We start from the raw sequence: 18,966 nt of genomic DNA, 5'->3' as shown, positions 1-18,966 counted from the left end.
CTATGAAAAATACTCTTTTAATTTTTCATGACATATAAATAGCTTATAAGGATTTTACAGATGTAAGATGTTATCTTATTTGAAAATATAATAAAATAACTTATGTAAAAATGCTCTTACAGTATGGTCTATCGTTGTAAAGAATAAAGTGCTTCGCTTAATCCTTTAAATGGCAGAATAAAAGAAAATATCTTTCCTTTTTTAACTTTATAAGAAATACGTACCTCTTTATTCTTTTCTATTTGTTTACTAAAAATTGGTCCTATAGGTGATTGTGCTAGACAAACTGTTTCACTACATTGCGTATAATGAATAAGAACAGGCTTTTTAACACCTTCAACAAACATTTGAATAGGAACTTTTGTATCAGCATTTGGTAATGTTCGAAAGAGCATTATCGCTTTACCATTCGTGGTTGAAACAAGAGACCAACTAAAAATAGTATTATCTTCCTGATCATGAACAGTCTGTGTTACGTTACATATGCCTTGCTTAAGCTTTTGTTTTTCATCACAAATCAAAGTCCAATAATAAAACTGCATAATAATTCGACGTGTTTCACCAGGTGCTCCTTTAGGAACAGTTAAGTGCGGTGGATGAATAGTATAAACACTATGCTTATCATCCGCAAACCCTTCGCCCTTGCCTAATAAAGCAAGGACGAATAAAATTTTTATCAAAATATTTCGTTTTTTTACTATCATCTCAACCTTAACGTAATCCCTGCACCTATCCCCCAGTGGCCTCCAGCGCTCGTAATAGATACGTTAGAACGAATATTCCCATCTTCAGATGTATAACCAGCACCTACAGCGAATGCGGATTGGCTACGCCATATACCCGTACCAAATGAAAGGCTCACAGATCCAGGTATATCATAATAACGTAAGTTAGAGACCGCTAACCCAATAGCTGCTGCCTGTCTAGCTTCTTTACGAACATCCTCAATGGCATAATTTAACGTTTCAAACTTCATATCTGTATATGACTTGGCTTCATTAACACTATCATTGACAATATCCTGAACACGATCATCCGTGTATTTCTTCGCATCATCAAGAACTATCTTCATCTGCTCTTCAGTGTAATCATGTAACTGACCGCCATTAACAGCTTCTTTCGAACCTTTTTCTATCTTGCCATCTGCTACATTGTCTATCACTACAGGAGCACTTTCATCGCCACCAACTAACGTAACTTTATTCGTCTTCTTGCCTGTTTCATCCTTATCATAATTAACAGATCCATCCGCAACTTCCGTAGCAATATCTTGGACATGTTTATCAATATCATCTACACGCTGTTCAACCTTACCAACACGTTCATTGGTGTCCCAAAGCTGACCTCCATTAACAACATCTTTGGAACCTTGGGATATATTACCATCCGCTACATGCGTTATCTTACTTTCATCACCATTATGGCGCGCATCATAAGAACCTTCTTTATCATTCCAATTTAAGCCATTCGAATTAACATTCTGTCCAACGGACTGTTCAACGGAATTGATACGATCATTCATAGAGCTAAGGCTACCATTAACACCTTCAAATGCTCCAGCAACACTATCATAGCTCTTTTCTTCTGAAGAACTACCATCACCTGTAAACTGGGCAACTTTAAAGTTTGGCGCTGTCCATACTCCATTTTCAAACTTGGCTCCACCACCAAAATATGTTGCAAGAGCTTGGTTTAATACATAGAGCTGATTACCTGTAATGGCTTCTGTAGAACCTTGTGAGATATCTCCATCTAAAAGATGTGTTAGCTTACTATCATGCTTTGCGTCACCTTGACCATGAAGCGCTACAAATGCTTTTTCTTCATCACTCCATAACAACGCATTTGGATCAAAATTATACAAAATATCATCGTGAAGTTTCGTGAAAGAATTATTCATTTCCGAAAATGCATCTGCAACATTATTATACTTCTTTTCTTCAAACGTACCATCATCATTCAAGCTCGTAACCGTGAAATTTGGTGCTGTCCACTTGCCATTTTCAAACTTCGCTTCACCACCAAAGTAGGTTGCAAGGGTCTTATTCAACGAATAAAGCTGGCTACCATTAATTGCATCCGTAGAAGCTTGCGTAATCTCTCCATTTAAAAGATGTGTGATCTTGCTAGCTGTCTTTTCACCTTCTGCTCCATGATCCGCTACAAAAGCCTTCTCATTCGAACTCCACAACAATGCATCATCTTTAAGCTGTTGCGTTGCTTGCCCTACATTTTGGCTCAGTTCATCAAACTTATTCGTTAAGTTATTATTGACATTGTTAATATTCTTATCAAGACCAGCAAGCGCTGAACCCGCATCATGGTAACTCGTTGAGCCTACTTCCCCATCTTTATCTATATCAGACAATGTATAGGTAGGTTCGCTAAACTTACCATCTGCAAATTTCGCATCTCCACCCAATGCCTTGGCAATATCTTGAGAAAGAACTTCTAGCTGACCACCATTGATCGCATCATGAGAACCAGCGCTAATTTGCCCATCAGCTACATTATGCAAGCCTACAGAAGCTGAGCCTTTGGCTTTACCAAGCGTAACACTCGTATAATCTATGCTACCATCTTCTGATTGATCATAATGAACAACCGCTGAACCATCAGACTGAAGGCTATTTGTTAACTCTTTTAAACCTTGATCCAATTGACCTTTGTTAACGGCTTCATTGGCTTTTTCCCCTGCCTTTATACCAGAAAGCCTACGATCTTCATGGTCTTTATTGGCAATATTAACTTCATCACCCTCTCTTTCTCCACCTATCGTGATATTCTTACTCTCAGGATCTTGCTTAACAAGATTATTACCTTCAACAGTGTTAAGCGCATTACTCATTTCATCGTGTATATTTGTCAGAGAACTATTGAAACCTTCAAAAGCACCGGCAACGTTATCATAGCTTTCTTCTGTAGCATTACCTTCAGAATCAAAGCCCTTAACCGTAAAGTGAGGCGCTATCCATTCACCATTCTCAAACTTTGCTCCACCTCCAAAGTAGGTTGCAAGGGTCTTATTCAACGTATAGAGCTGACCACCATTAACCGCATCACTGGAGTTTTCTGAAACATCTCCATCCAAAAGATGCGTAAGCTTACTTTTCGTCTTTGAAGAACCAACTCCATGATCTGCTACAAAGGCTTTCTCACTCGAACTCCACAACAATGCATCATCTTTAAGCTGTTGCGTTGCTTGCCCTACATTTTGGCTCAGTTCATCAAACTTATTCGTTAAGTTATTATTGACATTGTTAATATTCTTATCAAGACCAGCAAGCGCTGAACCCGCATCATGGTAACTCGTTGAGCCTACTTCCCCATCTTTATCTATATCAGACAATGTATAGGTAGGTTCGCTAAACTTACCATCTGCAAATTTCGCATCTCCACCCAATGCCTTGGCAATATCTTGAGAAAGAACTTCTAGCTGACCACCATTGATCGCATCATGAGAACCAGCGCTAATTTGCCCATCAGCTACATTATGCAAGCCTACAGAAGCTGAGCCTTTGGCTTTACCAAGCGTAACACTCGTATAATCTATGCTACCATCTTCTGATTGATCATAATGAACAACCGCTGAACCATCAGACTGAAGGCTATTTGTTAACTCTTTTAAACCTTGATCCAATTGACCTTTGTTAACGGCTTCATTGGCTTTTTCCCCTGCCTTTATACCAGAAAGCCTACGATCTTCATGGTCTTTATTGGCAATATTAACTTCATCACCCTCTCTTTCTCCACCTATCGTGATATTCTTACTCTCAGGATCTTGCTTAACAAGATTATTACCTTCAACAGTGTTAAGCGCATTACTCATTTCATCGTGTATATTTGTCAGAGAACTATTGAAACCTTCAAAAGCACCGGCAACGTTATCATAGCTTTCTTCTGTAGCATTACCTTCAGAATCAAAGCCCTTAACCGTAAAGTGAGGCGCTATCCATTCACCATTCTCAAACTTTGCTCCACCTCCAAAGTAGGTCGCAAGGGTCTTATTCAACGTATAGAGCTGACCACCATTAACTGCTTCACTTGAATCTTCTGAAAGACTTCCTGACTTGACACCAGACAAGCTACGTAAAGCTCCATCAGTATTTGTAAGAGTAACTTTTGTACCACTCTTGTCACCACCAATACTAATTTCATGGGTTACTTCATCTTGCTTAACAAGGCTATCACCTTCAACCTTGGTGATCGCATTGTTGATTTCATTATGTATATTCGTAAAGGAAGTGCCAACACCGGCCAAAGCATCCGCTACATTATCATACTCTTGCTTTTCAAATTCACCATCTTCATTCAACTGTTGAACTGTGAAGTTTGGTTCGCTCCACTTACCATCTTCAAACTTTGCTCCACCTCCAAAGTAGGTCGCAAGGGTCTTATTCAACGTATAGAGCTGACCACCATTAACTGCTTCTGATGAGTCTTTTGAAAGACTTCCTGACTTGACACCAGACAAGCTACGTAAAGCTCCATCAGTATTTGTAAGAGTAACTTTTGTACCACTCTTGTCACCACCAATACTAATTTCATGAGTTGTTGCATCTTGCTTAACAAGGCTATCACCTTCAACCTTGGTGATCGCATTGTTGATCTCATTATGTATATTCGTAAAGGAAGTGCCAACACCGGCCAAAGCATCCGCTACATTATCATACTCTTGCTTTTCAAATTCACCATCGTCATTCAACTGTTGAACTGTGAAGCTTGGTCCTGTCCACTTGCCATCTTCAAACTTTGCTCCACCACCAAAGTAGGTCGCAAGGGTCTTATTCAACGTATAAAGCTGACCACCATTAACTGCTTCTGTTGAGTCTTTTGAAAGACTTCCTGACTTGACACCAGACAAGCTACGTAAAGCTCCATCAGTATTTGTAAGAGTAACTTTTGTACCACTCTTGTCACCACCAATACTAATTTCATGAGTTGTTGCATCTTGCTTAACAAGGCTATCACCTTCAACCTTGGTGATCGCATTGTTGATCTCATTATGTATATTCGTAAAGGAAGTACCAACACCGGCCAAAGCATCCGCTACATTATTATACTTCTTCTCTTCAAATTTACCTGCTTTATTCAACTGTTGAACTGTGAAGCTTGGTCTAATCCACTTACCATCTTCAAACTTAGAGCCACCACCGAAATAAGTCGCAAGGGTCTTATTCAACGTATAGAGCTGACCACCATTAACTGCTTCTGTTGAGTCTTTTGAAAGACTTCCTGACTTGACACCAGACAAGCTACGTAAAGCTCCATCAGTGTTCGCAAGAGTAACTTTTGTACCACTCTTGTCACCACCAATACTAATTTCATGAGTTGTTGCATCTTGCTTAACAAGGCTATCACCTTCAACCTTGGTGATCGCATTGTTGATCTCATTATGTATATTCGTAAAGGAAGTACCAACACCGGCCAAAGCATCCGCTACATTATTATACTTCTTCTCTTCAAATTTACCTGCTTTATTCAACTGTTGAACTGTGAAGCTTGGTGCGATCCATGCGCCATCTTCAAACTTAGAGCCACCACCGAAATAGGTCGCAAGGGTCTTATTCAACGTATAGAGCTGACCACCATTAACTGCTTCACTTGAATCTTCTGAAAGACTTCCGGCCTCAACACCAGACAAGCTACGTAAAGCTCCATCAGTGTTCGCAAGAGTAACTTTTGTACCACTCTTGTTGCCGCCAATACTAATTTCATGGGTTACTTCATCTTGCTTAACAAGGCTATCACCTTCAACTTTAGTGATCGCATTGTTGATCTGCTTAGTAATGTTATTTTCAACATTCGTAAAGGAAGTACCAACACCGGCCAAAGCATCGGCTACACTATTATACTTCTTCTCTTCAGACTTACCATCTTCATTCAACTGTTGAACTGTGAAGTTTGGTCCGCTCCACTTACCATCTTCAAACTTTGCTCCACCTCCAAAGTAGGTCGCAAGGGTCTTATTCAACGTATAGAGCTGACCACCATTAACCGCATCACTAGAGTTTTCTGAAACATCTCCATCCAAAAGATGCGTAAGCTTACTTTTCGTCTTTGAAGAACCAACTCCATGATCTGCTACAAAGGCTTTCTCACTCGAACTCCACAACAATGCATCATCTTTAAGCTGTTGCTCAGATTCCCCTATACTCTGCGAAAGTTCATCAAACTTGTTCGTGAAGTGTTCATTGACATTATTGATATTCTTATCAAGACCAGCAAAGGCTGAACCTACATCATGATAGTTCGTTTCTCCCACATGACCCTCTTTATCAATACCTGACAATTTATAGGTAGGGGCGGTAAACTTACCATCTTTAAACTTAACATCACCGCCCAATGCACTAGCAATATCTTGTGAGAGACTTTCTATCTGACCACCATTGATCGCATCATGAGAACCGCCCTTAATCTGTCCATTCGCTACATTATGCAAGCCTACAGAAGCTGAGCCTTTGGCTTTACCAAGCGTAACACTCGTATAATCTATAGTACCATTTGACTGTTTGTCATAATGCACAACTGCTGAGCCATCCGATTGAAGTGTATCTGAAAGGGCTTGCAAATTCTTATCTAACTGACCTTTGTTAACTGCTTCATCTGCCTGTTGCGCATCCTTTACACCGGAAAGCCTGCGTGCTTCTTGGGCACTGTTGGCTATATTGATCTCATTACCTTCTTTGCTTGCTCCAATAGTTATACGATTGTTCGCATCATCCTGTTGAACAAGGCTATCACCTTCAACTTTAGTGATCGCATTGTTGATCTGCTTGGTAATGTTATTTTCAACATTCGTAAAGGAAGTACCAACACCGGCCAAAGCATCCGCTACACTATTATACTTCTTCTCTTCAGACTTACCATCTTCATTCAACTGTTGAACTGTGAAGCTTGGTCCTGTCCACTTACCATCTTCAAACTTTGCTCCACCTCCAAAGTAGGTCGCAAGGGTCTTATTCAACGTATAGAGCTGACCACCATTAACTGCTTCACTTGAATCTTCTGAAAGATTTCCGGCCTCAACACCAGACAAGCTGCGTAAAGTTCCATCAGTATTTGTAAGAGTAACTTTTGTACCACTCTTGTTGCCACCAATACTAATTTCATGAGTTGTTGCATCTTGCTTAACAAGGCTATCACCTTCAACCTTAGTGATCGCATTGTTGATCTCATGATGTATATTCGTAAAGGAAGTGCCAACACCGGCCAAAGCATCCGCTACATTATCATACTCTTGCTTTTCAAATTCACCATCGTCATTCAACTGTTGAACTGTGAAGCTTGGTCCAGTCCACTTGCCATCTTCAAACTTTGCTCCACCACCGAAATAGGTCGCAAGGGTCTTATTCAACGTATAAAGCTGACCACCATTAACTGCTTCTGTTGAGTCTTTTGAAAGACTTCCTGACTTGACACCAGACAAGCTACGTAAAGCTCCATCAGTATTTGTAAGAGTAACTTTTGTACCACTCTTGTCACCACCAATACTAATTTCATGAGTTGTTGCATCTTGCTTAACAAGGCTATCACCTTCAACCTTAGTGATCGCATTGTTGATCTCATTATGTATATTCGTAAAGGAAGTGCCAACACCGGCCAAAGCATCCGCTACATTATCATACTCTTGCTTTTCAAATTCACCATCTTCATTCAACTGTTGAACTGTGAAGCTTGGTCCTGTCCACTTGCCATCTTCAAACTTAGAGCCACCACCGAAATAAGTCGCAAGAGTCTTATTCAACGTATAGAGCTGACCACCATTAACTGCTTCTGTTGAGTCTTTTGAAAGACTTCCGGCCTCAACACCAGACAAGCTACGTAAAGCTCCATCAGTGTTCGCAAGAGTAACTTTTGTACCACTCTTGTCACCACCAATACTAATTTCATGAGTTGTTGCATCTTGCTTAACAAGGCTATCACCTTCAACCTTGGTGATCGCATTGTTGATCTCATTATGTATATTCGTAAAGGAAGTACCAACACCGGCCAAAGCATCCGCTACATTATTATACTTCTTCTCTTCAAATTTACCTGCTTTATTCAACTGTTGAACTGTGAAGCTTGGTGCGATCCATGCGCCATCTTCAAACTTAGAGCCACCACCGAAATAGGTCGCAAGGGTCTTATTCAACGTATAGAGCTGACCACCATTAACTGCTTCACTTGAATCTTCTGAAAGACTTCCGGCCTCAACACCAGACAAGCTACGTAAAGCTCCATCAGTGTTCGCAAGAGTAACTTTTGTACCACTCTTGTTGCCGCCAATACTAATTTCATGGGTTACTTCATCTTGCTTAACAAGGCTATCACCTTCAACTTTAGTGATCGCATTGTTGATCTGCTTAGTAATGTTATTTTCAACATTCGTAAAGGAAGTACCAACACCGGCCAAAGCATCGGCTACACTATTATACTTCTTCTCTTCAGACTTACCATCTTCATTCAACTGTTGAACTGTGAAGTTTGGTCCGCTCCACTTACCATCTTCAAACTTTGCTCCACCTCCAAAGTAGGTCGCAAGGGTCTTATTCAACGTATAGAGCTGACCACCATTAACCGCATCACTGGAGTTTTCTGAAACATCTCCATCCAAAAGATGCGTAAGCTTACTTTTCGTCTTTGAAGAACCAACTCCATGATCTGCTACAAAGGCTTTCTCACTCGAACTCCACAACAATGCATCATCTTTAAGCTGTTGCTCAGATTCCCCTATACTCTGCGAAAGTTCATCAAACTTGTTCGTGAAGTGTTCATTGACATTATTGATATTCTTATCAAGACCAGCAAAGGCTGAACCTACATCATGATAGTTCGTTTCTCCCACATGACCCTCTTTATCAATACCTGACAATTTATAGGTAGGGGCGGTAAACTTACCATCTTTAAACTTAACATCACCGCCCAATGCACTAGCAATATCTTGTGAGAGACTTTCTATCTGACCACCATTGATCGCATCATGAGAACCGCCCTTAATCTGTCCATTCGCTACATTATGCAAGCCTACAGAAGCTGAGCCTTTGGCTTTACCAAGCGTAACACTCGTATAATCTATAGTACCATTTGACTGTTTGTCATAATGCACAACTGCTGAGCCATCCGATTGAAGTGTATCTGAAAGGGCTTGCAAATTCTTATCTAACTGACCTTTGTTAACTGCTTCATCTGCCTGTTGCGCATCCTTTACACCGGAAAGCCTGCGTGCTTCTTGGGCACTGTTGGCTATATTGATCTCATTACCTTCTTTGCTTGCTCCAATAGTTATACGATTGTTCGCATCATCCTGTTGAACAAGGCTATCACCTTCAACTTTAGTGATCGCATTGTTGATCTGCTTGGTAATGTTATTTTCAACATTCGTAAAGGAAGTACCAACACCGGCCAAAGCATCCGCTACACTATTATACTTCTTCTCTTCAGACTTACCATCTTCATTCAATTGTTGAACCGTGAAGTTTGGTCCGCTCCACTTACCATCTTCAAACTTTGCTCCACCTCCAAAGTAGGTCGCAAGGGTCTTATTCAACGTATAGAGCTGACCACCATTAACCGCATCACTGGAGTTTTCTGAAACATCTCCATCCAAAAGATGCGTAAGCTTACTTTTCGTCTTTGAAGAACCAACTCCATGATCTGCTACAAAGGCTTTCTCACTCGAACTCCACAACAATGCATCATCTTTAAGCTGTTGCTCAGATTCCCCTATACTCTGCGAAAGTTCATCAAACTTGTTCGTGAAGTGTTCATTGACATTATTGATATTCTTATCAAGACCAGCAAAGGCTGAACCTACATCATGATAGTTCGTTTCTCCCACATGACCCTCTTTATCAATACCTGACAATTTATAGGTAGGGGCGGTAAACTTACCATCTTTAAACTTAACATCACCGCCCAATGCACTAGCAATATCTTGTGAGAGACTTTCTATCTGACCACCATTGATCGCATCATGAGAACCGCCCTTAATCTGTCCATTCGCTACATTATGCAAGCCTACAGAAGCTGAGCCTTTGGCTTTACCAAGCGTAACACTCGTATAATCTATAGTACCATTTGACTGTTTGTCATAATGCACAACTGCTGAGCCATCCGATTGAAGTGTATCTGAAAGGGCTTGCAAATTCTTATCTAACTGACCTTTGTTAACTGCTTCATCTGCCTGTTGCGCATCCTTTACACCGGAAAGCCTGCGTGCTTCTTGGGCACTGTTGGCTATATTGATCTCATTACCTTCTTTGCTTGCTCCAATAGTTATACGATTGTTCGCATCATCCTGTTGAACAAGGCTATCACCTTCAACTTTAGTGATCGCATTGTTGATCTGCTTGGTAATGTTATTTTCAACATTCGTAAAGGAAGTACCAACACCGGCCAAAGCATCCGCTACACTATTATACTTCTTCTCTTCAGACTTACCATCTTCATTCAATTGTTGAACCGTGAAGTTTGGTCCGCTCCACTTACCATCTTCAAACTTTGCTCCACCTCCAAAGTAGGTCGCAAGGGTCTTATTCAACGTATAGAGCTGACCACCATTAACCGCATCACTAGAGTTTTCTGAAACATCTCCATCCAAAAGATGCGTAAGCTTACTTTTCGTCTTTGAAGAACCAACTCCATGATCTGCTACAAAGGCTTTCTCACTCGAACTCCACAACAATGCATCATCTTTAAGCTGTTGCTCAGATTCCCCTATACTCTGCGAAAGTTCATCAAACTTGTTCGTGAAGTGTTCATTGACATTATTGATATTCTTATCAAGACCAGCAAAGGCTGAACCTACATCATGATAGTTCGTTTCTCCCACATGACCCTCTTTATCAATACCTGACAATTTATAGGTAGGGGCGGTAAACTTACCATCTTTAAACTTAACATCACCGCCCAATGCACTAGCAATATCTTGTGAGAGACTTTCTATCTGACCACCATTGATCGCATCATGAGAACCGCCCTTAATCTGTCCATTCGCTACATTATGCAAGCCTACAGAAGCTGAGCCTTTGGCTTTACCAAGCGTAACACTCGTATAATCTATAGTACCATTTGACTGTTTGTCATAATGCACAACTGCTGAGCCATCCGATTGAAGTGTATCTGAAAGGGCTTGCAAATTCTTATCTAACTGACCTTTGTTAACTGCTTCATCTGCCTGTTGCGCATCCTTTACACCGGAAAGCCTGCGTGCTTCTTGGGCACTGTTGGCTATATTGATCTCATTACCTTCTTTGCTTGCTCCAATAGTTATACGATTGTTCGCATCATCCTGTTGAACAAGGCTATCACCTTCAACTTTAGTGATCGCATTGTTGATCTGCTTGGTAATGTTATTTTCAACATTCGTAAAGGAAGTACCAACACCGGCCAAAGCATCCGCTACACTATTATACTTCTTCTCTTCAGACTTACCATCTTCATTCAATTGTTGAACCGTGAAGTTTGGTCCGCTCCACTTACCATCTTCAAACTTTGCTCCACCTCCAAAGTAGGTCGCAAGGGTCTTATTCAACGTATAGAGCTGACCACCATTAACCGCATCACTGGAGTTTTCTGAAACATCTCCATCCAAAAGATGCGTAAGCTTACTTTTCGTCTTTGAAGAACCAACTCCATGATCTGCTACAAAGGCTTTCTCACTCGAACTCCACAACAATGCATCATCTTTAAGCTGTTGCTCAGATTCCCCTATACTCTGCGAAAGTTCATCAAACTTGTTCGTGAAGTGTTCATTGACATTATTGATATTCTTATCAAGACCAGCAAAGGCTGAACCTACATCATGATAGTTCGTTTCTCCCACATGACCCTCTTTATCAATACCTGACAATTTATAGGTAGGGGCGGTAAACTTACCATCTTTAAACTTAACATCACCGCCCAATGCACTAGCAATATCTTGTGAGAGACTTTCTATCTGACCACCATTGATCGCATCATGAGAACCGCCCTTAATCTGTCCATTCGCTACATTATGCAAGCCTACAGAAGCTGAGCCTTTGGCTTTACCAAGCGTAACACTCGTATAATCTATAGTACCATTTGACTGTTTGTCATAATGCACAACTGCTGAGCCATCCGATTGAAGTGTATCTGAAAGGGCTTGCAAATTCTTATCTAACTGACCTTTGTTAACTGCTTCATCTGCCTGTTGCGCATCCTTTACACCGGAAAGCCTGCGTGCTTCTTGGGCACTGTTGGCTATATTGATCTCATTACCTTCTTTGCTTGCTCCAATAGTTATACGATTGTTCGCATCATCCTGTTGAACAAGGCTATCACCTTCAACTTTAGTGATCGCATTGTTGATCTGCTTGGTAATGTTATTTTCAACATTCGTAAAGGAAGTACCAACACCGGCCAAAGCATCCGCTACACTATTATACTTCTTCTCTTCAGACTTACCATCTTCATTCAACTGTTGAACTGTGAAGCTTGGTCCTGTCCACTTACCATCTTCAAACTTTGCTCCACCTCCAAAGTAGGTCGCAAGGGTCTTATTCAACGTATAGAGCTGACCACCATTAACTGCTTCACTTGAATCTTCTGAAAGATTTCCGGCCTCAACACCAGACAAGCTGCGTAAAGTTCCATCAGTATTTGTAAGAGTAACTTTTGTACCACTCTTGTTGCCACCAATACTAATTTCATGAGTTGTTGCATCTTGCTTAACAAGGCTATCACCTTCAACCTTAGTGATCGCATTGTTGATCTCATGATGTATATTCGTAAAGGAAGTGCCAACACCGGCCAAAGCATCCGCTACATTATCATACTCTTGCTTTTCAAATTCACCATCGTCATTCAACTGTTGAACTGTGAAGCTTGGTCCAGTCCACTTGCCATCTTCAAACTTTGCTCCACCACCGAAATAGGTCGCAAGGGTCTTATTCAACGTATAAAGCTGACCACCATTAACTGCTTCTGTTGAGTCTTTTGAAAGACTTCCTGACTTGACACCAGACAAGCTACGTAAAGCTCCATCAGTATTTGTAAGAGTAACTTTTGTACCACTCTTGTCACCACCAATACTAATTTCATGAGTTGTTGCATCTTGCTTAACAAGGCTATCACCTTCAACCTTAGTGATCGCATTGTTGATCTCATTATGTATATTCGTAAAGGAAGTGCCAACACCGGCCAAAGCATCCGCTACATTATCATACTCTTGCTTTTCAAACTCACCATCATCATTCAACTGTTGAACTGTGAAGCTTGGTCTAGTCCACTTGCCATCTTCAAACTTAGAGCCACCACCGAAATAAGTCGCAAGGGTCTTATTCAACGTATAGAGCTGACCACCATTAACTGCTTCACTCGAATCTTGTGAAATATTTCCTGACTTGACACCTGATAAGCTACGTAAAGTTCCATCAGTATTTGTAAGAGTAACTTTTGTACCACTCTTGTTGCCGCCAATACTAATTTCATGAGTTGTTGCATCTTGCTTAACAAGGCTATCACCTTCAACTTTAGTGATCGCATTGTTTATCTCATTATGTATATTCGTAAAGGAAGTACCAACACCGGCCAAAGCATCCGCTACATTATCATACTCTTGCTTTTCAAATTCACCATCGTCATTCAACTGTTGAACTGCGAAACTTGGTCTAGTCCACTTACCATCTTCAAACTTGGAACCACCTCCAAAATAGGTCGCAAGGGTCTTATTCAGCGTATAGAGCTGACTACCATTAATCGCATCGCTCGAATCAAAAGAAATAGCGCCATCTAAAAGATGGGTGAGCTTACTTTTCGTCTTTGTCCCTCCCGTTCCATGATCCGCTACAAAAGCACCATCTACATCACTCCATAAAAGTGCTTTTTGTGCAATGGCATCAAACTTAGTTGTAATAGTGTTATTAACAGTTGCTATACCCTTATCTAACTGACCTTTATTAACAGCTTCATCTGCCTGTTGTGCATCCTTTACACCAGAAAGCCTACGCGCTTCTTTATTACTGTTAGCAATATTAATCTCACTACCTTCTTTGCTGGCCCCAATGGTTATACGATTGCTCGCATCATCCTGTTGAACAAGATTGTTACCTTCCACCTTAGTAATCGCATTATTAACCTGCTTGGTAATACTATTTTGAACATTCTTGAAAGAAGTACCAACACCTGCCAAAGCATCTGCTACATTATCATACTCTTGCTTTTCAGACTCACCATCTTCATTCAACTGTTGAACTGTGAAGCTTGGTGCTGTCCATTTGCCATCTTCAAACTTTGCACCACCACCAAAATAGGTCGCAAGAGTTCTATTCAATGTATAGAGCTGACTACCATTAATCGCATCGCTCGAATCAGAAGAAATAGTACCATCTAAAAGATGCGTAAGCTTACTCTTCGTCTTTGAAAAACCTGTTCCATGATCCGCTACAAAAGCATCATCTACATCACTCCATAAAAGTGCTTTTTGTGTAATGGCATCGAACTTAGTTGTAATAGTGTTATTAACTGTCGCTATATTCTTATCAAGCTGCCCTTTATTAACCGCTTCATCTGCCTTTGCTGCATCCTTTACACCAGAAAGTGTGCGCGCTTCTTCATCACTGTTAGCAATATTAATCTCACTACCTTCTTTGCTTGCCCCAATGGTTATACGATTGGTCTCATCATCCTGTTGAACAAGGTTGTTACCTTCTACTTTAGTAATCGCATTATTAATCTGCTTGGTAATGTTCGTTTCAATATTCGTAAAGGAAGTACCAACACCGGCCAAAGCATCTGCTACATTATCATACTCTTGCTTTTCAGACTTACCATCTTCATTCAACTGTTGAACTATGAAATTTGGTGCTGTCCATTTGCCATCTTCAAACTTTGCTTCACCACCAAAATAGGTCGCAAGAGTCTGATTCACTGTATAGAGTTGACTACCATTAATCGCATCGCTCGAATCAGAAGAAATAGTACCATCTAAAAGATGCGTAAGCTTACTCTTCGTCTTTGAAAAACCTGTTCCATGATCCGCTACAAAAGCATCATCTGCATTGCTCCACAAAAGTGCTTTTTGTGTAATGGCATCGAACTTATTTGTAATAGTATTATTAACTGTCGCTATCTTATCTGTAATAGTGTTATTAACAGTTGCTATACCGCTATCAAGCTGCCCCTTGTTAACAGCTTCATCTGCATTTGCTGCATCTTTTACACCAGAAAGTACGCGCGCTTCTTTATTACTGTTAGCAATATTAATCTCACTACCTTCTTTGCTGGCCCCAATGGTTATACGATTGGTCGCACTATCCTGTTGAACAAGGTTGTTACCTTCTACTTTGGTAATCGCATCATTAACCTGCTTGGTAATATTATTTTGAACATTCTTAAAAGAAGTACCAACATCTTTTAAAGCCTCTGCTACATTGCTATAGTTTTTCTCTTCTGAACTACCATCATCGTTTAACTGTTGAATTGCAAAGTTAGGTGCTGTCCAGCTACCATCTTCAAACTTTGCCCCACCACCAAAATAGGTCGCAAGAGTCTGATTTAATGTATAGAGTTGACTACCATTAATCGCATCGCTTGAATCAGAAGAAATAGTACCATCTAAAAGATGCGTAAGCTTACTCTTCGCCTTTGAAAAACCTATTCCATGATCCGCTACAAAAGCATCATCTGCATTGCTCCACAAAAGTGCTTTTTGTGTAATGGCATCGAACTTATTTGTAATAGTATTATTAACTGTCGCTATCTTATCTGTAATAGTGTTATTAACAGTTGCTATACCGCTATCAAGCTGCCCCTTGTTAACAGCTTCATCTGCATTTGCTGCATCTTTTACACCAGAAAGTACGCGCGCTTCTTTATTACTGTTAGCAATATTAATCTCACTACCTTCTTTGCTGGCCCCAATGGTTATACGATTGGTCGCACTATCCTGTTGAACAAGGTTGTTACCTTCTACTTTAATGATTGCATCATTAACCTGCTTGGTAATATTATTTTCAACATTCTTAAAAGAAACACCAACATCTTTTAAGGCTTCTGCTACATTGCTATAGTTTTTCTCTTCTGAACTACCATCATCATTTAACTGTTGAATTGCAAAGTTAGGTGCTGTCCAGCTACCATCTTCAAACTTTGCCCCACCACCAAAATAGGTCGCAAGGGTCTGATTTAATGTATAGAGTTGACTACCATTAATCGCATCGCTTGAATAAGAAGAAATAGTACCATCCAAAAGATGCGTAATTTTACTGTTTGTCTTTGCACCATCCCCACCATGATCCGCTACAAAAGCATCATCTTCATCACTCCACAAAAGTGCTTTTTGTGTAATGGCATCGAACTTATTTGTAATAGTGTTATTAACTGTCGCTATCTTATCTGTAATAGTGTTATTAACAGTTGCTATACCCCTATCAAGCTGCCCCTTGTTAACAGCTTCATCTACTTCTGTTGCATCCTTTACACCAGAAAGCTTACGTGCTTCTTCATCACTGTTAGCAATATTAATCTCACTACCTTCTTTGCTTGCCCCAATGGTTATACGTTTTGTCTTTAGATCTTGTTGAACTAGATTACTACCTTCTACTTTAATGATTGCATCATTAACCTGCTTGGTAATATTATTTTCAACATTCTTAAAAGAAACACCAACATCTTTTAAGGCTTCTGCTACATTGCTATAGTTTTTCTCTTCTGAACTACCATCATCATTTAACTGTTGAATTGCAAAGTTAGGTGCTGTCCAGCTACCATCTTCAAACTTTGCCCCACCACCAAAATAGGTCGCAAGGGTCTGATTTAATGTATAGAGTTGACTACCATTAATCGCATCGCTTGAATAAGAAGAAATAGTACCATCCAAAAGATGCGTAATTTTACTGTTTGTCTTTGCACCATCCCCACCATGATCCGCTACAAAAGCATCATCTTCATCACTCCACAAAAGTGCTTTTTGTGTAATGGCATCGAACTTATTTGTAATAGTGTTATTAACTGTCGCTATCTTATCTGTAATAGTGCTATTAACAGTTGCTATATCCCTATCCAGCTGCCCTTTGTTAACAGCCTCATCTCCCTTTACGGCATCTTTTACACCAGAAAGTGTACGTGCTCCCTCTTCATTGTTAGCAATGTTGATCTCACTACCTTCTTTGTTTGCTCCAATAGTGATACGGTTTGTTTCTGGATCTTGTTGAACAAAACTATTAGCAGCAACCTCTTGTTTAACTTTTTCTAGTTGTGAAAAATTCACCGCGTCGCTATCTGCATCACCAGCTGCTACACCTGTTATCTTCTTATTGCCTGCAGAAATACCAGAAGTAGTCACTTGCGGACCATCTTTAATCGATAAACCTGCCCCATTAAAAACATTCCCCCCAACTGTCACACCATCTAGTGTGATATCTCTGGATAAATCAAATTTGATCTCATTGTCTTTATCGCCTTTTGTAATGTTAAGGTTACTACTTCCTGCGGAAAAATCTACTTCACTATTTATAAGAACTTTTCCAACATCTTCACCACCAACAGAAAGTGTCCAACCATTTGTGTTGGTATAGGTTTCTAAAGCTTTTAATTGTGCAACATTCACCGCATCGGTAGCTTCAGAACCAGCAGCAACCCCTACAATTTGTCTTGTTATTTTTTTACTAACATCACCAACACTAAATGCAGCTCGGGTACTTCTCCATACAAAACCGCTATCTTCCTCCCCTCCCTTAAAACCAAGAGAACTATAACCTTCAACACCAGCAGCAATATTCGCCACAGAGTCAGACCCTAAAGCAACTGCACCAGCTGTAAGTGCTTGAGCCTGTGTACCTATCGCAACAGCGTTATTATCACTTGTACGCGCAAGCCCACCTAAAGCGATCGAAGAATCTCCTTTCGCTTCTGACCCCACACCTATCGCAACACTTACCTTTCCCTCTGCTAGAGCAGAAACACCAAAAGCTTGAGCTCCTCCTGCATTCGCAGTTGCATTCGCACCAAACGCTACGGAATAATTTCCCCTTGCTGAGGATCCACAACCTGTTGCAAAAGAATAAATACCAAAAGCTGAAGGCAATATACTCGTATCACCTTTAGTTGACCCACCCATATAACCATTATTCAATGATGTATTACCATTACCACTCCAACGGTCCTGTCCTTGCTCGTTACTACCGTAAGGATGTAATCTACCAAATGCTTTATTTTCAATAAATCGCTGATATTGCTCTTCTGCTGTTATTTCTTTACCCCTACGTTCTTTACCATCAGCTATAATACGGTCTCCACGACCAATAACATTATCAACACCACAATAATCATCATCACCAGCCAAGACAATACTGCCGTGACTCCCTCTAGAGTATCCTGAATTAGGAGAATTATCACTTAAAGATTTTGCTCCTGTTATCGCTAAATTCGAAGCAAAAACAGATGAAACATTTGATAGAAATGCAACTATTGTAGCCGATAAAAAAACATGTACAAAGGAAAAACGAGAAGACTTTGCATTGCTCGTTTTTTGTTTGGCATACAATTTTTTCATAATGAACTCTCCAATGAAAAAAAAATTAAAAAACACCTCCAAAACATAAAAAAGACATATTTCAACAGTATTTGCTTTGTTCAAATAGGATTTGAAGTAAGGATTTCTGCTTAGAATAGGAACGTTTTGAGTCTTTTATTTTTGCTTTGTGTGCGCTTTCTGTAATGTGACCTAAATGAGAAAATTTTGAGATATGTTTTTTAAACATAAAAAGAACACATTTAGAGTCTAAGGTGAATGTGGTTTTAGTCATATAAGCTTAAAAAAGAGATTATTACACTTTTAAGCGACGTTGGTTGTGTTATTAAATTTTTGAGCTGTAAAAGACTTTTCTCATGAGCTTTTTCTTGAGTATTTGCCTTTAATAGCATTTTAGAAATGCTAGCTTTTTGAAGATACACAGCTATTGGTTACAATATTCTTTTATTAAGAGTAATGTAATAATGCGGATGCGATTTTGTAGCAGT

Annotated in this window: 2 protein-coding genes; both read right to left on the bottom strand. The window is 40.0% G+C overall.

Annotated features, from left to right (window positions below; all coding sequences use genetic code 11):
- Positions 1-128: 128 nt before the first annotated feature.
- The gene (locus tag K3248_RS02150; RefSeq protein ID WP_220716717.1) at positions 129-704 is read right to left on the bottom strand and encodes an invasion associated locus B family protein; all 576 of its coding nucleotides are present in this window, start codon (positions 702-704) and stop codon (positions 129-131) included.
- Positions 701-18,499 carry a Vomp family autotransporter gene (locus tag K3248_RS02145; protein ID WP_220716716.1) on the bottom strand — a complete coding sequence of 5,933 codons (17,799 nt, stop codon included), beginning with the start codon at positions 18,497-18,499 and terminating at the stop codon, positions 701-703. Before K3248_RS02145 ends, K3248_RS02150 begins: the two co-directional genes overlap by 4 nt.
- Positions 18,500-18,966: the final 467 nt, after the last annotated feature.

This window comes from Bartonella raoultii (genome assembly GCF_019659805.1).
GTDB lineage: Bacteria > Pseudomonadota > Alphaproteobacteria > Rhizobiales > Rhizobiaceae > Bartonella > Bartonella raoultii.
This window is presented reverse-complemented; position numbering and strand designations above follow the sequence as displayed.

What these genes read in the sequence shown, in the direction of transcription:
- K3248_RS02150 (WP_220716717.1), bottom strand. Translation starts at nt 704, where the DNA reads ATGATAGTAAAAAAACGAAATATTTTGATAAAAATTTTATTCGTCCTT.
- K3248_RS02145 (WP_220716716.1), bottom strand. Translation starts at nt 18,499, where the DNA reads ATGAAAAAATTGTATGCCAAACAAAAAACGAGCAATGCAAAGTCTTCT.